Annotated in this window: 6 protein-coding genes, 1 tRNA gene and 1 pseudogene; 4 read left to right on the top strand and 4 right to left on the bottom strand. The window is 69.6% G+C overall.

What is annotated here, in order from left to right:
* Window positions 1-54 precede the first annotated feature (54 nt).
* On the bottom strand, window positions 55-1299 hold the full coding sequence (locus CHC08_RS37360; RefSeq protein WP_089212112.1) for an MFS transporter: 1245 nt from the start codon (window positions 1297-1299) through the stop codon (window positions 55-57).
* An 82-nt stretch (window positions 1300-1381) separates the two neighbouring features.
* Here CHC08_RS37360 and CHC08_RS37355 point away from each other — a divergent pair, with 82 nt between their 5' ends.
* Window positions 1382-1954, top strand: a complete 573-nt coding sequence (locus tag CHC08_RS37355) for a MarR family winged helix-turn-helix transcriptional regulator (protein WP_218825677.1) — start codon at window positions 1382-1384, stop codon at window positions 1952-1954.
* A 180-nt stretch (window positions 1955-2134) separates the two neighbouring features.
* On the opposite strand, the gene galK is transcribed toward CHC08_RS37355, so the two are convergent.
* The gene (galK, locus tag CHC08_RS37350; RefSeq protein WP_089212111.1) at window positions 2135-3253 is read right to left on the bottom strand and encodes a galactokinase; all 1119 of its coding nucleotides are present in this window, start codon (window positions 3251-3253) and stop codon (window positions 2135-2137) included.
* A 153-nt stretch (window positions 3254-3406) separates the two neighbouring features.
* Here galK and CHC08_RS37345 point away from each other — a divergent pair.
* A tRNA-Ile gene (locus CHC08_RS37345) sits at window positions 3407-3480 on the top strand.
* Window positions 3481-3932: 452 nt separating this feature from the next.
* Here the strand turns inward: CHC08_RS37345 and CHC08_RS37340 are convergent.
* Both CHC08_RS37340 and CHC08_RS37335 read right to left on the bottom strand, forming a co-directional pair.
* Window positions 3933-4148 carry an MbtH family protein gene (locus tag CHC08_RS37340; RefSeq protein WP_089212110.1) on the bottom strand — a complete coding sequence of 72 codons (216 nt, stop codon included), beginning with the start codon at window positions 4146-4148 and terminating at the stop codon, window positions 3933-3935.
* Window positions 4149-4339: 191 nt separating this feature from the next.
* Window positions 4340-5101, bottom strand: a complete 762-nt coding sequence (locus tag CHC08_RS37335; RefSeq protein WP_089212109.1) for a thioesterase II family protein — start codon at window positions 5099-5101, stop codon at window positions 4340-4342.
* 817 nt (window positions 5102-5918) lie between these two features.
* On the opposite strand from CHC08_RS37335, the pseudogene CHC08_RS37330 reads away from it, so the two are divergent.
* Together CHC08_RS37330 and CHC08_RS37325 are read left to right on the top strand one after the other, a co-directional pair.
* A pseudogene (locus CHC08_RS37330) lies at window positions 5919-15137 on the top strand (amino acid adenylation domain-containing protein); the annotation flags it as partial.
* Between the two features lie 75 nt (window positions 15138-15212).
* Window positions 15213-23900: non-ribosomal peptide synthetase (locus CHC08_RS37325; protein ID WP_245878800.1), on the top strand; the 8688-nt coding region annotated here is incomplete at its 3' end.

The following is a 23900-nucleotide window of genomic DNA, read 5'->3' as shown; positions in this document are numbered from 1 at the left end:
CGGAGTAGATCGCATCCGTGAAGTGTTCGGCGTGTTGCCTGGGCCGTAGCGTGATCACACCTGTGAGGCGCTCGGCGCGGTGTCCGCCGAGCCCTGGCGGAGGTTGCGGATGTCGGGGAGGACCAGCACCCCGAGGCAGGAGACCGCCAGCAGGGCCGCCGCGCCGTACAGGGTCGCGGTGGCACCCACCGCGCCGGCCAGCGGGCCGGCGAGGGCCATGCCGAGGGGCGTCAGCCCCAGGGAGAGCATCCAGTCGTAGGCCGACACCCGTGAGATCGCCTCGGCCGGGATGTGCTCCTGTACGGCGGTCTCCCAGATGGGGGCCATGAACGAAACGCCGCCGGTCATCAGCCCGTAGGCCACCCCGACGATCAGAGCGGGAGCGCCGGCGGCGAGCAGCACCAGGGGCAGAGCGCCGAGCCCGAGCGCGATGTTGGCCGTCACGAGAGGCCTGCGCGGCTTCGCCCGGAGCGCGATCAGCGCTCCGCAGAGGGCTCCGACCGTACCGCCCTGCACGATCGTTCCCCAGGCCAGCTCGCCGCCGAGACTCCCGATGGCGATCACGGGTCCGATCGTGATCAGGATGCAGCGGCCCATGTTCCACAGGGAGTGGCCGACGAGGTTCGTCCAGTACCACCGGTGGCGGTGCAGCTCCGTCCAGCCCTCGACGAGCTGCCTGGTGAACCGCTCGTGCGGCGCGGGCGGGATCGGTGCGAGCCGGAGACGGCCCAGCAGTGTCGCGCTGAGCACAAACGTCACGGCGTCCAGGATCAGTGCCCAGCCGGGGCCGGCGGTCAGGGCGAGGGCGGTGGCGATCCCCGGGCCGAGCAGCATGGAGCCGCGCTGGCCGATCGCCATGAGCGCGTTGGCCGCGGGCAGGTGCTCCTGCTTCACGGTGGCCGGTACCAGGCCCGTGGAGGCGGGCAGGAAGAACGCGGACGCGGCGCCGGAGACGGCGGCCAGCGTCGCCAGATGGACGATGTCGACCGTGCCGGTGATCAGCTCGAAGCCCATGACGGCGTGGGTGAGGCCGCGGATCAGGTCGGCGGCCAGCATCAGGCGCTGGCGGGGAAGGCGGTCGGCCCAGACGCCGCCGGGCAGCATCAGCGCCACCGTGGCTATCGCCTGGGCGGCCAGGACCACGCCGAGGTCGGTGGCCGAGCCCGTCGCGGTGACGATCGCCAGCGCGAGGGCCACCGTGGTGACGGCGTCGCCGACGTTCGACAGGGTCTGGCCGGTCCACAGCAGGCGGAAGCGGCGGTCCCGCAGAGGGGCCCAGGAGTCTCGCAAGGGGGTCATGGATCGGAATTTACTATGAAATCAAAATATATGCATTCGTATAAATGATGATCGGTGCGGAGACGACCGTTACCCTGTGGACATGTCAGAGCCGGACTCCGTAGATCGGCACATCGCCCACTGGTCGCGTGAGCTGTCCGACCTCGACCCGCAGACCGAGGGGATCGTCACCCGCATGCAGATGCTCGTGCGGGTGATGAAGCGGGAGAAGGAGGCCTGGCTGGCCTCGGGCGGGCTCAAGCCCTGGGAGTTCGAGGTCCTCCACCACCTGGTCGCGTCCGGGCCGCCCTACCGGGCGACGCCGTCGCTGCTGGCCGAGTGGCTGGACACCCATCCGGCCACGATGACCAACCGGCTCGACCGGTTGGAGCAGGCCGGATACATCGCCCGCGCGCACGACCCCGGCGACCGCCGCCGCCTCCTCGTCGAGCTGACCGCCGAGGGGCGCGCGATGTGGGAAGGGCGGATGGGGGAGGGGGACCGGGCGGAGCGGGCACTGCTCAGCCCACTCGACTCCGACGACCGCGAGCTGCTCAACGATCTGCTGCGCCGGCTGGTGCGCGGCGTGGAGGGGGACGGCCCGCCGCTGCTGCCCGACTGGGCCTCGATCGCCCGGAAATCGCACGCTGAACCGGAGAACGGGTCGCCGGCATGAGCGCGTGACCTTTCAGCGACGGGCACCGATCCCCGCGTGCCTACGCTGATCCGGCGGGGGCCCCGCTCAACGGGATCGAGAAATCCTGACAGGGTTTCTCGATCCCGGAGGAAGATGCCTGCGACAGGACCGGGTCGGTTTCGGTGCTGAAGGGGATGCCTGTCACAGGACCTGGCGAGGTCAGACCAGTCGGCGGGCTCCCGCCGCGGGGGTCGCGGGGTAGATCTCCGGCGCGGACCAGCCGCGCTCGGCGTAGGCCCGGGTCACCGACTCCCGTACGGACTCCACCCGGTCGTCGGCGACGAGCGCGATGGCCGATCCGCCGAACCCGCCGCCGGTCATCCGCGCCCCGCGGGCCCCACCCCGGATCGCCGACTCCACGGCCACGTCCAGCTCGGCGCAGGACACCTCGTACTGGTCGCGCAGCGACAGGTGAGAGGCGTTCAGCAGGCCGCCGATCTCCTGGACGGCACCCGCCCGCAGAAGCCCGATCAGCGCCTCGACCCGGTGGTTCTCCGTCACCACGTGCTGGGTGCGCTTGCGCTCGTCACCGCGCAGCTTGGAGAGGGCGCCCGCCAGGTCGGTGACGTCGCGCAGCGCTTCGACGCCCAGATGCTTGGCGGCGTTCTCGCAGTCCTGACGGCGGCGGGCGTACTGCCCGTCGGCGAGCTCGTGGTGCACCCCGGTATTGATGATCAGCAGTTGGAGACCGTGCTGCGCCAGGTCGAACGGGATGTTCCTGGTGCCGAGGCTCCGGCAGTCCATGAACAGGGCCTTTCCCTGCTCTCCGAGCGCGGAGGCGGCCTGGTCCATGATTCCGCACGGCACGCCCACGAAGTCGTTCTCGGCCTTCTGCGCCGCGAGGGCGACCTCCATCTTGGTGAGGCCCAGGCCGTACAGCTCGTTGAGGGCGGTCCCGACGGCCACCTCCAGCGCCGCACTCGACGACAGCCCCGCTCCCTGAGGCACATCCCCGTCGATCACCAGATCCGCGCCCCGGACCGGATGACCGGCCTCGCGGAGCACCCAGAACACGCCGACGACATAGCGAGCCCAGCCCTCGGCCTGGTCGAGGGTCTCGATGGTCAGCGGCTCTCCCGCCTGGAGCGACCGCAACCGGATGACGTCGTCCGCGCGCGGAGCGACCGCCGCGGTGACCCCCCACGGCACCGCGAACGGCAGCACGAACCCGTCGTTGTAGTCGGTGTGCTCGCCGATCAGGTTGACCCGCCCCGGGGCGTGCCACACCCCCAGCGGCTCCACGCCGTACGACTCACGGAAAGCTTCAACAACGCGCATGATCCAACACTCCTCAACAACGTCCCCAGGTAGGTTAGCGAGTCCCCTGAGCATCGGTTTCACCGTCAAAGATCACATCTTGACCCCTTACTGCCCGTCGAATGTGCGAACGGGGCGCGCGTTTGGTTGAATGCGGCAGTACGGATCGCGTGAGGGGCGGTAGCTCAGCTGGTTAGAGCAGGGGACTCATAATCCCTGGGTCGCGGGTTCGAGTCCCGCCCGCCCTACCTCTCATGACCACTCGGAAAGCGTCTCTGACCTGCGTGTTCGCGGTCAGGGACGCTTTCGTCTTGTCCGGCTGTCTGGCTGTTCGGGATCGCGAGCCGTGGCTCGGTGCTCACAAAACTTCCAGAAGTCGCTTCGAATGCTCATGTGACGGTGCGGTGCGCAGGCGGCCGTCGTGGCGGTCTCGACGACCTCACCCTTGCGCATCACCACGTCACGGTCGGTGACGTAACGGACCGCACCCAGGTCCTGGGAGATGGGCAGGGCACTGGAACATACTCCGCCTGCAGACGTCATTGCAGGTCAGGTGCATTTCAGGAGACGGTGACCGAATCTGGGCGGTCGACGCCACGCAACGGCGGTGAGGGTGGATGTGAACCCAGGTGGCCTAGACCCTCGCGCTCTGATCTCGCAACGACCGGCGGCCGGCTATGCCGCGACTGAGGCGGCACGGTCAGGAGGCGTTGTCCATCTGGGCGATCAGGCTCTTGGGCCGCATGTCGGTCCAGTTGGTCTCGATGTAATCGAGGCAGCTCGCCCGGTCGGCTTCGCCGTGGACGACGGTCCACCCCTCGGGCACGTCGACGAAGACCGGCCACAACGAATGCTGACCCTCGTCATTCACGAGCACGAAATACGAGGCATCGGGATCCTCGAAGGGATTGGTCATGACAGGTCCCCAATTGATTGATAGAGCACGGCTGAAAGGAGAAAGTGGGGTCGCGGCTGGGGCGAGAACGCCCGTCAGCGTCCGACATACGACCTGAAGAATGAATCGTTCGGTTGATCGCCTGATGAATACCGGGGAAATTTATCCTTAAGGGATCGATTTCATGCTTGCGTGGCCGTAAACCGGGGCGTTCAGGTACGGCCAAAGGTGGTGAGCATGTCCGCGACGAGAACCGGCAGGTGATCGGTGAGGTAGAAGTGGCCGCCCTCGAACGATCGCGTCCGAAAGGGGCCGGTTGTCACGGCCGACCACGCCATGACGGACTCCTCGGACAGATCCTCCTCGGCGTCGCCATAGTAGACCGAGATCGGGGTGTCGAGGACGGCGCCCTTGATGGTCGGCTCGTAGCTTTCGACTAGCCGGTAGTCGGCCCGGATGGCGGGAAGCACCAGGTCAAGCAGCTCGGGGTGCTCCAGCGCCTGAACGTTCGTACCCCCGAGTTCCGTCAGATGTTCGACCAGTTTGTCGTCGGCGGCCCCGGCCAGGTCCGACTTCTTTTCGTGGTCGGGGGCGGAGCGTGCGGAGACGAACAGGCCCCGGAGCCGGATTCCGTGGTCCAATTGCAGGCGCAAGGCCACCTCGTAGGCGACGGACGCCCCCATGCTGTGGCCGAAGAACGCCAGCGGGGCGTCCGCCAGCCGCAGGCACTCCTCGACCACCGCTTCGACCAGGTCGTCGAAGCGTTCGGCGAACGGTTCCACGATCCGGTCCTCTCGCCCGGGATAGCGGACCGCGAACAGCTCCACCTCGGCGGAGACGAGATCCGCCCACGGACGGAAGAAGCTCGCCGCGCCTCCCGCGTGCGGGAAGCAGACGAGGCGAATCCGCGGAACCGGGCTCCGCGTCATCGTGCGAAGCCATGCGCCGGACCTTCTGGTGCGGCTGTCGAGCATTCTGGTTCCTTTCCTGCCGATCGGGAGTGACCGGTGAGATTGAACCCGATCCTGCCGACGGGATCCTAGTCAGATCCGTTCGCCCACCTCGACATCGCCCGTTCTGGAACGCCGATCGAACACCGTTCGCCCTGTCATATTGTCTGACAGACAATATGAATACACATATCGTTCACTATTTCGTCACCGGGACAGGTAAGGCTCTCCGTGAGCCGGACATTGAACGCTGCGCTCCTTCTTCTTATCCTTACCGAGCAAACGAGGTATATCAGCATGCCCGGATCGAGTAGCGTCCATCGCGTGTTGATGGCCGGCCGGCTCGGCATATGGCATGCTCGACCGCTCACCCGCCGGAAGCCGATGCACACGATCGGTGAGTGAGGATCCATGGCCGGTCGGCTTCAGGCCCGCCCACCGGCGGGATCCGGCTGCGGGACGACGACGTGGCACGCGCCCGTCGCGTCCGCCCCGGAGCGGCGGGAAGCTCGCTGACGGTGACCGCATCGGGAGACCGCCGCCCGGACACTGAATGATCATCCCTTAAGTCCTGTACGGCTACACGCTATCCATGTTCTAGATCGCCGATGACTGCATACTCGGACAGCTCGTTCCGGTCGAGGCGACCGTCGCGAACCCTGCCCGCAGGCAGCTCTCTCCCAAGGCGAAACGGAGCAGGAGCACGTACTCCGGCCGGTCAGGCGATGACGCGCTCCGTACCCCCCCACCTCACTATCCGGCCTGCCGGAGCCGCGGGGACCGGAACATCTGCGTACTCCCATAGAGATCGTCTCTAGCTCAGACCTGAGGTTGACGAGGTATGTTCGAACACGCGAAGAAGGCTCTGACCGCGGCGCAGAAGGGCATCTGGTCCGCCCAGGCCCTCGATCCGGAGAACCCGGCCCAGAACATGGTGGAGTACCTGGAGATCTCCGGGACCCTGCGACCTCCCTTGCTGGAGGAGGCTTTCCGGCAGGCACTGGCCGAGACCGAGGTGGCGCGCCTGCGTTTTGGTCAGGACGACGACGGCCCCTGGCAGATGGTCGGACCTCCGCTGGACTACCGGCTTCCCGTGGTGGACCTGCGAAGCGAACCCGAGCCGACGGCGGCCGCCGAGGCGTGGATGCGTGCCGACGCGGCCCGCCCGGCCGACCTCGAAGCCGGCTCGATCTTCGGCATCACCGCGTTCCTGGTCGGTGAGGACAGGACCTTGCTGTATCTGCGGGCCCATCACATCGCGCTGGACGCCGTGGGGTACACGCTGTGGTTGAACCGGGCGGCGGAGATCTATTCCGCGCTGGAGGACGGACGCGCCTGCCCCTTCACGCCGTTCGCGACGCTCGACGAGATCCTGGCCGACGACGAGCTCTACCGGGGAAGCGAGCGGTTCACGCAGGACCGGGCGTACTGGGCGGAGCAGATGGCGGGCACTCCCGACGTCGTCTCGCTCACGGGAGGGACGGCGCCGGCGTCGGCTTCGTCCCATCGTCGCAGCGCGGTGGTGCCGGGCGGGATCGCCGAGCCGCTGCGGCGCCTGGCCCGGTCCTCGGGTGTCGCGCTGCCCGCGCTGCTGATCGGCGCGGCGGGGTTGTACGTGCAGCGGATGGCAGGAGCGCCGGAGGTCGTGCTGGGCCTGACCGTTCCCGCGCGCAAGGGTTCCGGGATGGCGGGCGCGGTGGCGACGATGGCCAACAATCTCCCGCTCCGCCTGAGCCTGGGCCCGGGAATGAGTGTGCGTGAGCTGGCACGTCACACCTCGGCGCGGACTCGTGGGTTGCTGGCGCACCAGCGGTACCGCTACGGGGATCTGTACCACGACCTGAAGCTCGCGGCCGCGGGCAAGCGGATGTCCGGGCCGGTCATCAATATCCTGCCGCCGGACGAGACCCCGCGCTTCGGGCGATGCGAGACCACCTCACGGACGTACCTGGCGAACGGTGAGGTGGACGACCTGATGATCCTCATCTACGAGCGGTCGGATGACGGTCTGCGGGTGGACTTCGCGGCCAACCCGGCGCGGTACACCGCCGAGGAGAACGCCGCCCACCAGGAGCGCTTCTTGGATCTGCTCGCGACGTTGGCCCGGCTGGAGCCCGATGCGCCGATTGCCGGGCTGGATCTGCTCACCCCGGACGAGCGCGCGCGGCTGCTGGTGGAGTGGAACGACACCGCCCGTGAGGTGCCCGCCACGACGTTGACGACGTTGTTCGAGGCGCAGGCGGCCCGCACTCCCTCGGCGCTTGCGGTGGTGACGCGGGAGAGCGGTCTGACCTATGGCGAGTTGAACGCTCGGGCGAACCGGCTGGCCCGGTTGCTGGTCTCCCGTGGCGCGGGTCCAGAGGAGCGGGTCGCGGTGCTGATGGACCGCTCCGCCGATCTGGTCGTCGCGCTGCTGGCGGTATTGAAGTCGGGGGCGGCGTATGTGCCGGTCGACCCGGCCTATCCGGCCGAGCGGATCGCGCACATGCTGGCCGATGCCCGGCCCACCTTGATGCTCGTTCAGCAGGGTCCGGCCGCCGGGCACGGCCTGCCCCGCATCGTGATCGACGACCCGGACGTCATGGCCGCTGCGTCGGTGTTGTCCGGGGAGGATTTGACCGATGCCGAACGGGGCGGCGGACTGCTGCCCGGGCACCCGGCTTATGTGATCTTCACGTCCGGTTCGACCGGCCGTCCGAAGGGTGTCGTGGTTCAGCACGGCAACGTGGTCAACTATGTGGCGCGTGCCGTGAGCGCGTACCCGGAGGTGGCCGGCAACGTCGTCTACCACACGTCGGTGTCGTTCGACGCGGGTGTGACCGAGTTGTACGGGGCGTTGACCGTCGGTGGTCGCGTGCATGTGGCCGGGCTGGATGAGCGTCTGCCGGTCGTGCTGGGTGGGGAGCGGTTGAGCTTCCTTCATCTCACGCCGAGCCATCTGGCTTTCCTGCGGCAGTTCGGCGACGCGCATGTGCCGACAGGCCGGCTGATGGTCGGTGGTGAGGCCGCGCAGGCCACTCAGGTGCTGGAGTGGACTGGGAAGCATGCCGGTGTAGCCGTGGTCAACCATTACGGGCCGACGGAGACCACGGTGGGCTGCCTGGACCATGTCGTGGAGGCGGGCGGGGACGGTGAGGGCGTTCTGCCGATCGGCAGGCCGGTGTGGAACACCCGGGTGTTCGTGCTGGATGCCTGGTTGCGGCCGGTGCCTGTGGGTACGGCGGGTGAACTGTACGTCGCCGGCGCCCAGCTGACCCGCGGATACCTGAACCGCCCCGGGCTGACCGCCGAACGATTCGTCGCCAACCCTTACGGCGCTCCCGGCGAGCGGATGTACCGCACCGGCGACCTGACCCGCTGGAACGCCGATGGTCAGATCGAATACCTGGGCCGTACCGATGACCAGGTGAAGATCCGTGGCTTTCGGATCGAACTCGGCGAGGTCGAGGCGGCGCTGAGCACCCACCCGGCCGTCTCCCAGGCGGTGGTGGTGGTGCGTGAGGACCGGCCAGGCGACAGGCGCCTGGTGGGGTACGTCGTCGCGCCGCCCGGTACGGATGTCGTCCAGATGCGCTACCACCTTGCGGGGATGCTCCCCGAGTACATGGTCCCGGCGGGGATCGTCGCCCTCGACGCGCTGCCGTTGACGGTGAACGGCAAGCTGGACCGCAAGGCGTTGCCCGCGCCTGAGCATTTCGGGGATGCGGCGTTCCAGGCGCCGGCCACGCCGCAGGAGGAAGTGCTGTGCGCCCTGTTCGCCGAGGTGCTCGGTGTGGAGCGGGTGGGCGTGGATGACAACTTCTTCGAGTTGGGCGGGCATTCGCTGCTGGCGGTGACGCTGATGGAGCGGGCGCGTCAGCGGGGTGTCCTGGTGAGCGCTCGGGCACTGTACGTAACTCCGACGGTCGCGGGGCTGGCGGCGACGGTCCAGCAGGCGGCCGGCCGGCCGGCGGGTCCGCCGAACGGGATTCCGCCGGGTGCCACGGTGATCACGCCGGACATGGCGCCCCTCGCCGACCTCACTGCCGAGGAGATCGACCGGATCGTGGCCGCAGTCCCCGGCGGCGCGGCGAACATCGCCGACATCTACCCGCTCGCGCCTCTCCAGGAGGGCATCTTCTTCCACCATCTGGTGGAAGGCGACGACAGCGCTGATCCGTACATCATGCCGGTGGTGCTGCGGTTCGACTCCCGGGCACGGGTGGACGCGTTCCTCACCGCCCTGCAGCGGGTGATCGACCGGCACGACGTCATGCGTACGGCGTTTGTGTGGAAGGGGTTGCGCGAACCGGTTCAGGTGGTGCTGCGGGGAGCCCGGCTTTCCGTACGGGAGACGGATCTGGACGGTGGGTCGGCGGAACGGCTGGTGGCAGGGCTGCCGGTGCGGATGGACCTCACCCGCGCCCCGTTGCTGCGCGCGCATGTGGCCAGGGAGCCCGGCGGCGACCGGTGGCTGGTGGCGCTGCAGTCCCACCACTTGATCCAGGACCACACGGCCCTGGATGTGGTGCTGGGCGAGCTGGCGTCTTTCCTGGAAGGGCGGCAGGACGCGCTACCCGAGCCGTTGCCGTACCGGGAATTCGTGGCGCAGGCGCGGCTCGGGATGCCGGCGCGGGAGCATGAGCGGTTCTTCACCCGGCTGCTGGGCGATGTGACCGAGCCGACCGCGCCCTACGGGCTGCTGGACGTGCACGGCGACGGCGGAGGCGTCTCCGAGGCGCGAACGCGGCTCCACACCGGTGTGGCCGCGCGGGTGCGGGAGCAGGCGCAGCGGCTGGGGGTCAGCGCGGCGACGCTGTTCCACCTCGTCTGGGCGCGGGTGGTGGCCGCCACCTCCGGCCGTGACGACGTCGTCTTCGGCACGGTGCTGCTCGGCCGGATGAACGCCGGAGCCGGAGCCGACCGCGTCCCGGGGTTGTTCATCAACACGCTTCCCGTCCGGCTGGACGTGCGTGCCGGGAGCGTGCTGGACGCGGTGAACGGCATGCAGCGGCAGCTCGCGGAGCTGCTGGTGCACGAGCACGCGCCGCTCGCCCTGGCGCAGAAGGCGGGCGGGGTCCCCGCACAGACGCCGTTGTTCACCTCGCTGTTCAACTACCGGCACAGCCAGGCGGACACCCCCGGAATCGGCCTGGAGGGCGTGGAACTGCTTCACGCGCACGAGCGCACCAACTACCCGGTCGCCGTCAATGTCGACGACACCGGCGACGGCTTCGCCGTGACGGTTCAGGCGGCGTCACCGATCGATCCGCGTTCCCTGGCGGCTCTGGTGACCACGGTGGCCGAGGCCGTCGTGTCCGCGCTGGAGTCGGCGCCGTCGGCCGGGCTCGCCCAGGTCGAGGTACTGGACGCCGCCGAACGGGACCGGATCCTGGTCCGGTGGAACGACACCGCCCGGAAGGTTCCCCAGGCCACCCTGGCGGAGTCGTTCGAGGCACAGGCGGCGCGCACTCCTTCGGCGAAGGCCGTGCTGTCGCCGCACTTGAGCCTGACGTACGCGGAGCTGAACGCGCGGGCGAACAGGCTGGCCCGGTGGCTGATCTCCCAGGGGGCCGGGCCGGAGGGCCGGGTGGCGGTCATGATGGACCGCTCGGCCGACCTGGTGGTCGCCCTGCTCGCCGTGGTGAAGTCGGGTGCCGCGTACGTGCCGATCGACCCGGCCTACCCGGCCGACCGGATCGCCTACATGCTGGCCGACTCCCGGGCCGCCCTGGTGATCACCCGGACGGACGTGGCAGGCGGCGCGGGCGTGACGCGCGTCGAGGTGGACGGCCCGGCCACCATCCGGGAACTGGAGAGGCTGGACGGCGGGGACGTGTCCGACGCCGATCGGCGTGACGTGCTGCTGCCCGCCCACCCGGCCTACGTGATCTACACCTCCGGATCCACCGGCCGGCCCAAGGGGGTGGTCGTGAGCCATGGAGCCGTGTCGAACTACCTCGCCTGGGCGACGGACGCGTACCCGGCGCTGGCCGGACGCACCCTTCTGCACTCGTCGGTGGCCTTCGACCTGACCGTCACCCCGTTGTACGGGACGTTGGCGTCGGGTGGCACCGTGCATGTCACGGGGATCCATGACGAGATCCCCGCCGATCAGGCCCCCACCTTCGTCAAGGCGACGCCGAGCCATCTGGGCGTGCTGTCCGAGTGGCCCGCCGGATCCTTCCCCGCGGGCGACCTCGTCCTGGGTGGCGAAGGCCTGACCGGGGAGCAGCTGATCCAGTGGCGATCCGCTCATCCCGGAGTCGTGATCGTCAACGAGTATGGTCCGACGGAGGCGGCCGTCGGGTGTGTCGTCCACGAGGTCCGTCCCGGTGATCCGGATCTCCACGGCGGCGTTCCGATCGGCCGCCCGGTGTGGAACACCACGGTGTTCGTGCTGGACGGGTCGTTGCGACCGGTGCCGTGCGGTGTGGCCGGCGAGCTGTATCTCGCCGGTGCGCAGCTGGCCCGGGGATACCTCGACCGGCCGGGCCTGACCGCGGAGCGGTTCGTCGCGGGTCCCTACGGAGCTCCCGGCGAGCGGATGTACCGCACCGGTGACCTGGCTCGGTGGACCGCCGACGGTGACCTGGAGTACCTGGGCCGCACCGACGACCAGGTGAAGGTCCGCGGGTTCCGGATCGAGCTCGGCGAGGTGGAGGCGGCGCTGCTCGCCCACCCTGCGGTCGCTCAGGCGGCCGCGACGGTGCGCGAGGACCAGCCCGGCGACAGGCGCCTGGTCGGGTACGTGGTCCTCCGCGACCCGGTCGATGTGGCGGAGGTGCGCTCCCACCTGGCCGGTGCGCTGCCGGACTACATGGTCCCGGCTGCGCTGGTGGCCATGGACGAACTGCCACTCACGGTGCACGGCAAGCTCGACCGCAGGGCGTTTCCGGCCCCGGATTACGGTGTGGGCGCCGGTGGCCGGGGTCCGGCGACGGCGCGGGAGGAGATCCTGTGCGCGCTGTTCGCCGAGGTGCTCGGACTGCCCGCCGTCGGCGTGGACGACGACTTCTTCGACCTGGGTGGGCACTCTTTGCTGGCGACGCGTCTGGCCAGCCGGGTGCGGTCGGTGTTCGGAGCGGAGGTGCCGATCCGGGCGCTGTTCGAGGCGCCCACCCCGCTGGCTTTCGCGCAGCGTTTGGGGATACCGGGTCCCGTCCGGCGCCCTCTCACGGCGATCGACAGGCCGGAGCGGGTTCCGTTGTCGTTCGCGCAGCGACGGTTGTGGTTCCTGGGTGAGCTTGAGGGGCCGTCGGCCACGTACGACATTCCGATGGTGCTGCGACTGACCGGCAAGCTGGACGTTGATGCCCTGCGTGCGGCGTTGCGTGACGTGGTCGGGCGGCACGAGGTGCTGCGGACGGTCTTCGGCAGCACGGACGGCCGGCCGTACCAGCGGATCCTGCCCGCCGACGATGTGGTGGTGGAGCTGCCGGCCATCCCCGCCACGCAGGACGGTCTCCGGCAGGCGGTGGGCGCGGTGGCGGGCCACGTGTTCGACCTGGCCGCTGAGATCCCGCTGCGGTCGTGGCTGTTCCAAATGGGGCCGGAGGAGCATGTGCTGCTCGTGGTGGTGCATCACATCGCGAGTGACGGCTGGTCGCTTGTCCCGCTGGCGCGAGATGTGTCCACCGCCTATGTCGCGAGGGTCGGTGGTGCGGCTCCGGCCTGGGAGCCTTTGCCGGTGCAGTACGCCGACTACACCCTGTGGCAGCGCGACCTGCTCGGCAACGAGAACGATCCGGCAAGCACCCTGAATCAACAGCTGGATCACTGGCGCACCACCCTGGTCGGCCTGCCCGAAGAACTCACCCTGCCCACCGATCGGCCCCGGCCGCCCATCGCCACCCACCACGGCGCCACCACCGACATCCACATCGACGCCGACCTGCACCGAAAACTCACCACCCTGGCCAGAACCGAGGGCGCCACCATGTTCATGGTGCTCCAAGCCGCCCTCGCCACCCTGCTGTCGCGCCTCGGCGCCGGCACCGACATCCCCATCGGCACCCCCATCGCCGGACGCACCGACCACAACCTCGACCACCTCGTCGGCTTTTTCGTCAACACCCTCGTCATCCGCACCGACCTGTCAGGACGACCCTCCTTCCGCGAACTCCTGCACCGCGTCCGCGAACAAACCCTGGACGCCCTCACCCACCAGGACCTCCCCTTCGAGCGACTCGTCGAAGACCTGGCCCCCACCCGGTCCATGGCCCGCCACCCCCTCTTCCAGACCATGCTCGCCCTGCAGAACATCGCACCCGCGAGCCTCGACCTACCCGGCCTGGACGTCGAACGACTCGACACCGGCGACCGACCGGCCAAGTTCGACCTCGACATCGAGCTCTACGAAACCCGCACCGGCCTGACCGGCACCATCACCTACGCCACCGACCTGTTCGACCACACCACCGTCGACACATTGGCCGAGCGGTTCGTCCGGCTTCTCGACGCTGTGGCCGACGAGCCCGCTCGCTGTGTCGACGGCTTCGAATTGCTGAGCGGGACCGAGCGTCACCAGGTGCTGGTGGAGTGGAACGACACCGCGCACGAGGTGCCGGCGGTGACTTTGCCGGATCTGTTCCAGGCACAGGTGGTTCGCACTCCCGACGTCTCCGCCGTCGTCCACGAGGGCAGCGCCCTGTCCTACGCCGAGCTCAACACCCGGGCGAACCGGCTGGCCCGGCTCCTGGTCGCCCACGGCGCCGGGCCGGAGCGCCGGGTGGCGGTCATGATGGATCGCTCGGCCGACCTGGTCGTCGCGTTGCTGGCCGTCGTCAAGTCCGGAGCGGCGTACGTGCCCATCGACCCGGCCTACCCGGCTGAGCGCGTCGCCTACATGCTGGCCGACTCCCAGGCCACCCTGCTGATCACGGACGGAAGTGCGCCGAGCGGCGAGCCGGTGCCACCCATCAACGCGGTGCCGCCCATCAATGTGACCGACCCGGCCACCATCGCCCACCTCCAGGCCACGGACGACACCGACCTGTCCGACACCGACCGAGGCCGCGCCCTGCTGCCCGCCCATCCGGCCTACGTGATCTACACCTCCGGATCCACCGGCCGGCCCAAGGGCGTGGTCGTGCCCCACGAGAACGTCGTATCCCTGTTCGCGGCGACCCGTGAGCGGTTGGGCATCGGCTCGTCGGATGTGTGGGCGTGGTTCCACTCCTTCTCCTTCGATGTGTCGGTGTGAGAGCTGTGGGGCGCGCTGCTCCACGGTGGCCGGCTCGTGGTGATCCCCTTCGAGGTCTCCCGATCGCCCGCAGAACTCCTGCGGTTGCTCGCCGTGGAAAAGGTGACCGTACTCGGCCAGACCCCATCAGCCTTCTACCAGCTCATACAGGCCGACGCCGAGGCGGATCTCGCCTTGCGCATGGTGGTGCTCGCCGGCGAGGCGCTGGACGTGACACGACTGGGAGCGTGGTACGCCAGACACGGGGACACCGAGCCGGTACTGCTGAACATGTACGGTCCGACCGAGGCGACCGTGTACGCGACGTGTGCGCCGCTCGGCGTCGAAGCCACCGAAGCGCGTTCACCCGGCAGCGTGATCGGGCGAGGCCTTGCCGGCGTGTCCCTGCTCGTCCTGGACCGGGCGCTGCGTCCGGTGCCCGCCGGCGTTCCCGGCGAGTTGTATCTCTGCGGCGTCCAGCTCGCCCGCGGATATCTGGACCGGCCGGGTCTGACCGCCGAGCGGTTCGTCGCCGACCCGTACGGCAGGCCCGGGGAGCGGATGTACCGGACGGGCGACCTGGCCCGCTGGAACGCCGACGGTCAGGTCGAGTACCTCGGCCGCACCGACGACCAGGTCAAGATCCGCGGATTCCGCATCGAACTCGGCGAGATCGAAGCCGCCCTGCTCACCCACCCGGCCATCGCCCAGGCCACCGTCATCGTCCGCGAAGACCAGCCTGGTGACCAGCGACTCATCGGCTACATCGTCGCCGGCGCCGACGTCGACGGCGTCGCCGCCCGCACCCATGTGGCCGGACTGCTTCCCGGCCACATGGTGCCCACGGTCGTGACGGTCCTGGACACGCTCCCGCTCACGGTCAACGGCAAGCTGGACCGGGCCGCTCTGCCCGCCCCGGACTATACGAGCGGAAGCACGAGCCGGGGACCGGCGACCGCCCACGAGGAGATCATGTGCGCCGCCTTCGCCGAGATACTCGGCCTGGCACACGTCGGCGTCGATGACAACTTCTTCGACCTCGGCGGACACTCCCTGCTCGCGGTCACACTCGTGGAACGCCTGCGCGCGCACGGTCTGGCGATCGACGTCAGATCGCTGTTCACCACCCCCACCGTGGCCGGCCTCGCCGCCACCGCCAACCGATTCACGCCACAGGTACCCGCCAACCGCATCCCCGCCGACGCCCGGCACATCACACCCGACATGCTGCCCCTGGTCGACCTCACCGACCAGGAGATCACCTCGATCACCGCTCGCGTCCCCGGCGGCGGAGCCAACATCGCCGACATCTACCCCCTCGCCCCTCTGCAAGAAGGCATCCTCTTCCACCACCTCATCGATGGAGAGGTCTACATCCTGCCGACCGTGCTCGGCTTCGACACCCGTACCCGGCTCGAGGATTTCCTCGCCGCCCTGCAGGAAGTCGTCGACCGGCACGACCTGCTCAGAACGGCGATCTTCTGGGAGGGCCTGCGCCAGCCGGTGCAGGTGGTGATCCGGAGCGCCGAGGTACCCGTGACGGAAGTGGTCCTCGGCGATTCAGAGGATCAGGACCCGATCTCCCGGCTGCTCGCCATCTGCCCCACGTCCATGGACGTCACCGGCGCTCCGCTGGTGCGCGTCCACGTGGCCGCGCAACCCGGCGACCGGTGGCTGGCCCTGATCCAGGTCCACCACCTGATCCAGGACCACACCTCTCTCGAGGTGATCCTCGGCGAGATCCATGCCTTCCTCAACGGGACCGGCAACCGCCTGCCCACGGTTTCCCCCTACCGCGACGTCGTCGCCCAGGCTCGCCTGTCCCATGATGAACACCGCGCCTACTTCCAGCGTCTGCTCGGCGACGTCACCGAACCGACCGCCCCCTACGGGCTGATCGACACCCGAATCGACAGCTCACACGTCAGCGAAGCCACCAGCCGCATGGACCCCGGCCTGTCCACGCGACTGCGCCGCCAAGCACGACACCTCGGCACCAGCCCCGCCACCATCTTCCACGTCGCCTGGGCCCGCGTCCTGGCCGCCACCTCCGCACGCGACGACGTCGTCTTCGGAACCATCCTGTCCGGCCGCCTCAACGCCGGCGCCGATCACACCGTCGGCCTGTTCATCAACACCCTGCCCGTCCGCGTCGACACCAGCCACACCAGCGTCCTCGACGCCGTCCACACCACCCAGAACCAACTCGCCGAACTCCTGCGCCACGAACACGCACCCCTCACCCTCGCCCAGCAGGCCGGCGCGACCCACGGTGACACCCCACTGTTCACCTCCCTGCTCAACTACCGCCACAGCAGCTCCTCCACCCAGCGAAACGCCACCGCACTGCCCGGCGTGGAAGTCCTCTTCTCCCACGAACGAAGCAACTACCCCATCGGCATGATCCTGGACGACACCGGCGACGGGTTCGACCTCACGGCTCAGGCCACCGCACCCGCGACCCCCCACGCTCTCTGCGACATGCTCCACACCGTCGCAGAAGGCATCGTCACCGCCCTGGAAACGACACCCCACCAGTCGCTCGACACCATCCAGGTACTGAAGGACGCCGAACGTCGCCGTGTCCTGAGCGAAGGGAACGACACCGCGCGTGAAGTGCCCACGGCGACGCTGCCGCGACTGTTCGAGGCACAGGTGGCTCGCACCCCTGACGCGACGGCGGTGGTGTTCGAGGACATCGAGGTTTCCTACGCCGAGCTCAACGCCCGCGCCAACCGGCTCGCTCGCCTGCTGATCGAGTACGGTGCCCGCCCGGAGCGGCTTGTCGCTCTCGCCCTGCCCCGCTCCATCGACCTCATCACCGCCATGCTCGCCGTCCTCAAAGCAGGCGCCGCCTACCTGCCGATCGACCCCGGCTACCCCACCGATCGGATCGCCTACCTGCTCACCGACGCCGACCCGTTCCTTCTGGTCACAGGCGAGAAGACTCGGTGGCAGCCGCCCGCGGTCGGCGTGCCCCATCTGTCGCTTCACGACTCAGGCGTGTGGCAGGACCTGGCGGGGCGCCCCGAGCACGACCTGTCCGACGCGGACCGGCACAGCCCGCTGCTGATCGACCACTGCGCTTACGTCATCTACACCTCCGGTTCCACCGGCCGTCCCAAGGGTGTCGTGGTGACGCACAAGGGCGTGCCGAACCTCGCCGCCGACCACATCGACCGTCTGCGCATCGGACCGGCGAGCAGACTGCTCCAGTTCGCTTCCCCCAGCTTCGATGCCTCCGTGGCCGACATGTGGCCCGCCTGGCTCGCCGGCGCCGCAGTCGTCCTGGCTCCGGCCGAGCGGCTGGTCCCCGGGGCCCCGCTGGCGCGGCTGGCCGTTCAGCAACGGGTCACTCACGCCACTCTGCCTCCCGCGGTACTGCCCTTGCTCGCCGACGAAGGTGGACTGCCCGAGGACATGACTCTGGTGGTCGCCGGCGACGTCTGTCCTCCTGAGACAGCCGCCCGTTGGTCCCGCGACAGGCTCATGCTCAACATCTACGGTCCCACCGAAGCGACCGTCGCCTCGCTGTCAAGCCCCCCTCTGGCGGGAACCGGCGTCCCGCCCATCGGCACGCCCGTGTGGAACATGCGCGCCTATGTGCTCGACTCCGCTCTGCGGCCCGTCCCCCCCGGCGTGGCGGGTGAGCTGTATCTGTCCGGCGTCCAGCTCGCGCGCGGCTACCTCAACCGGCCGGGGCAGACGGCGGAGCGGTTCGTCGCGGATCCGTATGGAGTCTCCGGCGAACGCATGTACCGTACGGGCGACCTGGTGCGTCGGAACGCCGGCGGGCAGCTGGAGTTCATCGGCCGGGCGGACAACCAAGTCAAGATCCGGGGCTTTCGCATCGAGGCGGGCGAGGTCGAAGCCGCCCTGCTCGCCCATCCGGCGGTGGCGCAGGCGGTCGTGGTCGTGCACGAGGACCGGCGAGGCGACAAACACCTCATCGGCTATGTCGTGCCTACCGACTCAGAGCAGGCGGAGGCCACCGGCGTCGCGGCCGGAGGCGATGGCGCTCTTGCCCCGCAGGACGCCAGGCTCACCGTCGCCGTCGACGGGACCACGCTACGATCCCACGTCTCCCGGTTGCTGCCGAACTACATGGTGCCCTCGGCGGTGCTCATCCTGGACGCCTTCCCGCTCTCCGTGAACGCCAAGATCGACCGGGCGGCGCTGCCCGAACCGGACTACGCACTCGCGGTGGGCCGGGGGCCGCTGACCGCCCAGCAAGAGATTCTGTCCGGCGTCTTCGCCGACATCCTCGGCCTGCCGGGCGTCGGGGCCGACGACAACTTCTTCGACCTCGGCGGACACTCGCTCCTGGCGACCCGGCTGATCAGCCGCGTCCGCGCCCTGTTCGGCATCGAGATCCCGATGCGCGCCCTGTTCGAAGACCCCACCGTCGCCGGCCTCGCCCTCCGCCTGGCCGAGGGCGAAGCCGGCATCGCACGCCGGCGGCCGACCCCCCGGCCGCGGCCCGGCGCGGTGCCGCTGTCGTACGCCCAGCAACGCCTGTGGTTCCTGGAACAGATGGAAGGACCATCCCCGCTCTACAACATCCCCGTCGCTCTCCGCCTCACCGGCGATCTCGACCCCGACGTCCTGCGTACAGCCCTCACCGATGTCATCACCCGCCACGAAGTCCTCCGCACCGTCTTCGGGCACATCGACGGCGTACCCGAGCAGCGCGTTTTCGCCCCCGAGGCGATCGACCCGCCGTTCTTCACGCGGGAGGTGGCGGATGGTGAGGTGGCGCAGGCGGTGGCCGAACAAGCACTCCACCCCTTTGACCTCACCAAGGAACTCCCGCTCCAGGCGCGGCTGCTGACCGTCGGTCCTCAGGAGCACGTCCTGGTCCTGGTGCTGCACCACATCGCCGGTGACGGCTGGTCGCTGGCCCCTCTGGCTCGGGACATCTCCGCCGCCTACACCGCCCGCGCGGGCGGCCGGGCCCCGGCCTGGGAGCCGCTGCCGGTGCAGTACGCCGACTACGCCCTGTGGCAGCGCGACTTTCTGGGCGAGGGCGACGACGCGGCGAGCACCCTGCACCGCCAGTTGGATTACTGGCGCGAGACCCTCGCCGCACTGCCCGAAGAACTCACCCTGCCCACCGACCGGCCCCGCCCGCCGGTGGCCACCCACCGCGGCGGCACCGTAGGGATGCGCATCGACGCCGGCCTTCACCGGCGGATCACCGACCTGGCCCGCGCCGAGGGCGTCACCATGTTCATGGTGTTGCAGGCCGCTCTCGCCACCCTTCTGTCGCGCCTCGGCGCGGGCACCGACGTCCCCATCGGCACCACCATTGCCGGACGCACCGACGAAAGCCTGGACGACCTGGTCGGCTTCTTTGTGAACACCCTGGTCATGCGGACGGACCTGTCCGGCGATCCCGGCTTCCGCGAACTGCTGCACCGGGTACGGGAACGCGGGCTGGACGCCTTCGCCCACCAGGACGTGCCGTTCGAGCGGCTGGTGGAGGACCTGGCCCCCACTCGGTCCATGGCCCGCCACCCGCTCTTCCAGGTCATGCTCGCCCTGCAGAACGTCGCTCCCGCGAGCCTCGATCTGCCCGGCGTCAAAACCCACATCCTGAACCCCGGTGATCAGCCCGCCAAGTTCGACCTCGACTTCCAGCTCCGCGAAACCCGCACCGGCGGCGTGACCGGCGCCATCGTCTACGCCGCCGATCTGTTCGACCACGGCACGGTGGAGGCGCTGGCCGAGCGGTTCGTCCGGGTGCTCGACGCGGTGACCGCCGACCCGGCCCGGCCGGTCTCCGGCATCGACCTGCTCAGTCCGGCCGAACGCCACCGGGTCCTGGTCGAGTGGAACGACACCGCGCGTGGGGTCCCGGCCGCCACGCTGCCCGAGTTGTTCCAGGCCCAGGTGGCCCGCACTCCGGATGCCACCGCCGTGGTCTTCGAAGGAGCCGGGCTGTCGTACGCCGAGCTCAACGCCCGCGCCAACCGGCTCGCCCGTCTCCTGGCCGGGCAGGGAGCCGGGCCGGAAACCCGCGTCGCGGTCCTGCTGGAACGCTCTGCCGACCTGGTCATCACCCTGCTGGCGATCCTCAAGACCGGCGCCGCCTACCTGCCCGTCGACCCCGACCACCCCACCGACCGCATCACCCGCCTGCTCACCGACGCCGGTCCCGTCCTGCTGGCCACCACCACCGCCCTGAACCCGGCGGGCAACGGACAGGTTCCCCGCGTCGTCCTGGACGACCCGTACCTCACCACCACTCTGGACCGCCTGCCCGCGACCGACCTCGCCGACGGCGACCGTACCGGCCCCCTCCTGGCCGACCACCCCGTCTACGTGATCTACACCTCCGGATCCACCGGACAACCCAAGGGCGTCACCCTCGCCCACCGGGGCTTGGCCAACCGGCTGGCCTGGATGCAGCACGCCTACCGGCTGACCCCGGCCGACCGGGTGGTGCAGAAGACCCCGTTCGGGTTCGACGTGTCGGTGTGGGAGTTCTTCTGGCCGCTGCTCGAAGGCGCCGCACTGGTGGTGGCCCGGCCGGGCGGGCACCGGGATCCGGCGTACCTGGCCGAGCTGATCCAGCGGGAACAGGTCACCGTCGCCCACTTCGTCCCGTCCATGTTGCAGGTGTTCGTCGCCGACCCCGCCGCTCACGGGTGCGCCTCGCTGCGGGCGGTCGTCTGCAGTGGTGAGGCGTTGCCGGCGGAACTGCGCGACCGGTTCCACGCGGTGCTGCCGATCCCGCTGCACAACCTGTACGGGCCGACCGAAGCCTCGATCGACGTCACCGCCTTCACCTGCGAACCCGGCACCGACTCCGGTGGGGTGGTACCGATCGGAGCGCCGGTCTGGAACACCCGGGTGTTCGTCCTGGACGCCCGTCTGCGACCCGTCCCTTCCGGCGTGCCCGGCGAGTTGTACCTCGCCGGCGTGCAACTCGCCCGCGGCTACCTCGACCGGCCGGGTCTGACCGCCGAGCGGTTCGTCGCCGACCCGTACGGCAGGCCCGGGGAGCGGATGTACCGGACGGGCGACCTGGCCCGTTGGAACACCGACGGCCGGATCGAGTACCTCGGCCGCACCGACGACCAGGTCAAGATCCGCGGATTCCGCATCGAACTCGGCGAGATCGAAGCCGCCCTGCTCACCCACCCGGCCATCGCCCGAGCGGCGGTGGTGCTGCGCGAGGACCGGCCCGGCGACAAGCGCCTGGCCGGATACGTGGTGCCCGCCGGGGAGGTGGGCGTCGCGGAGATCCGCACCCATCTGGCCCGGCTGGTGCCCGAGTACATGGTCCCCGCCGCGATCGTGCCCCTGGACACGCTCCCGTTGACGGTGAACGGCAAACTCGATCGTAAGGCGTTGCCCGCCCCGGATCACGGCACCGGTGTCACCGGACGCGGCCCCTCCACGGCACGGGAGGAGATCCTGTGCGGCCTGTTCGCCGAGGTGCTAGGCCTGCCCGCCGTGGGCGTCGACGACGACTTCTTCGAGCTGGGCGGACACTCGCTGCTGGCGGTGACGCTGGTGGAGCGGGCACGCGCGACCGGTGTCCCGGTGGACGTGCGGGCCCTGTTCACCAGCCCGACCGTGGCGGGTCTGGCGGCGCTCGCCGGACAGGCCGCCCCGCAGGTGGCGGTCCCGGCCAACGGCATCCCCGCCGGCACCTCGGCCATCACGCCCGAGATGGTGACGCTGGCCGACCTGACGGCGGAGGAGATCGACGGCATCGTGGCTGAGGTACCCGGCGGGGCGGCCAACATCGCCGACATCTACCCGCTGGCCCCGCTCCAGCAAGGCATCTTCTTCCACCACCTGATGGAGGACGAGAACGGCACCGACCTCTACACGCTGCCGTTTGTCCTCCGGCTCGACTCCCGGCCGCGGGTGGACGCGTTGCTCGCAACCCTGCAGCAGGTCGTCGACCGGCATGACATCCTGCGCACGGCCTTCCTGTGGGAAGGGCTCCGGGAACCGGTCCAGGTCGTCCTGCGCACCGTGTTCATCCCGGTCGAGACTCTCCACCTGGAGAGTACCGGCGTGCCGACCGACATCACCGGCCGCCTGCTGGTCACCCGTACCGCGCCCATGGACCTCCGGTGCGCCCCCCTGCTTCGGGTCGTCGTCGCGCAAGACCCCGACGACCAGCAGTGGTACGTCCTGCTCGAAGTCCACCACATCGTGCAGGACCGTACGTCACTCGCACTCGTCTTCCAGGAGATCCGCGCGATCCTCACCGGGGCCGGGGACACGCTGCCCGCGCCGCTGCCCTTCCGGGACTTCGTCGCGCAGGCCCGGCTCGGCACGTCGGCACAGGAGCACGAGCGGTTCTTCGCCGAACTGCTGGGGGACGTCAGCGAGTCGACCGCGCCGTACGGAGTGCTGGACGTGCACGGGGACGGCAGCGACGTCTCCGAGGTGCGGATCCGGCTCGACGACGCGGTGGCACAGCGGATGCGCGAGCAGGCGCAGAGGCTCGCGGTCAGCCCGGCGACGTTGTTCCACGTCGCCTGGGCGCGGGTGGTGGCGGCCACCTCCGGCCACGACGACGTGGTGTTCGGCACGGTGCTGTTCGGCCGGATGAACGCCGGTGCCGGAGCCGACCGGGTGCCCGGTCTCTTCGTGAACACCCTGCCCGCGCGCCTCGACGTGGGCGCGCTGACCGTACGCGACGCCGTGCACGCCATGCGACGGCAACTCGCGGAACTCCTGGTGCACGAGCACGCGCCCCTCACCCTGGCTCAGCAGGCCAGCGGCGTTCCCGCTCGGACACCGCTGTTCACCTCGCTGTTCAACTACCGCCACAGCGGAGGATCCGAGGAAGCACCCCTCGACGGGATCGAATACGTGTACGCGCACGAGCGCTCCAACTACCCGCTGGAGTTCTCCGTCGACGACAGGGACACCTACTTCACCTTTCACGTCCAAACGGTCGCCCCCATCGATCCGGGAACGGTGGGCGCGTTCATGCACACCGTGGTCGAGGGTCTCGTCACCGCGCTCGAGGACGATCCGGGACGCCCGTTGCGGCGGATCAGCGTTCTGGACGAGCAGGAGCGGGACCGGCTGCCGGCCGGCTCGACCGATACCGCCCGCGACGTCCCCCAGACCACGCTCGTGGAACTGTTCGAGGCGCAGGCGGCCCGCACTCCCTCGGCGACCGCCGTGGTCGCCGAGGATGTCCGCCTGAGCTACGCCGAGCTCAACGCCCGGGCGAACCGGCTGGCGCGGATGCTCGTCGCACAGGGGACGGGGCTGGAGGACCGGGTCGCGGTCATGATGGACCGCTCGCCGGATCTCGTCGTCACCCTGCTCTCGGTGATCAAGGCCGGGGCGGCGTACGTGCCGATCGATCCGGAGTACCCGGCTGACCGGGTGGCCCACCTGCTGGAGGACGCCGCCCCGGCACTGGTCGTCACCACGGATGCGGTGGCGGGTGCGCTGCCGGACGGCGTGCGCCGGCTGGTGCTGGACGCTCCCGCCACCGTCGCGGACCTGGACGGCCTCTCCGGCGGCGACCTGTCCGCCGCCGAACGCGGTGGCATGCCGCTGCCCGGGCATCCCGCCTACGTGATCTACACCTCGGGGTCGACAGGACGGCCCAAGGGCGTCACGGTCACGCACGGGAACGTCACGCGGCTGTTCGCCGCCACCGAGAAGTGGTTC

The sequence above is a fragment of the Streptosporangium subroseum genome (assembly GCF_900188345.1).
Classification (GTDB): Bacteria; Actinomycetota; Actinomycetes; order Streptosporangiales; family Streptosporangiaceae; genus Streptosporangium; species Streptosporangium subroseum.
Note: the sequence above shows the minus strand (reverse complement) of the source record. Positions and strands in the feature narration are given on the sequence as shown.

Coding starts and splice junctions, on each gene's coding strand:
- CHC08_RS37360 (WP_089212112.1), bottom strand. CDS start 1,299: ATGACCCCCTTGCGAGACTCCTGGGCCCCTCTGCGGGACCGCCGCTTC.
- CHC08_RS37355 (WP_218825677.1), top strand. CDS start 1,382: ATGTCAGAGCCGGACTCCGTAGATCGGCACATCGCCCACTGGTCGCGT.
- galK (WP_089212111.1), bottom strand. CDS start 3,253: ATGCGCGTTGTTGAAGCTTTCCGTGAGTCGTACGGCGTGGAGCCGCTG.
- CHC08_RS37340 (WP_089212110.1), bottom strand. CDS start 4,148: ATGACCAATCCCTTCGAGGATCCCGATGCCTCGTATTTCGTGCTCGTG.
- CHC08_RS37335 (WP_089212109.1), bottom strand. CDS start 5,101: ATGCTCGACAGCCGCACCAGAAGGTCCGGCGCATGGCTTCGCACGATG.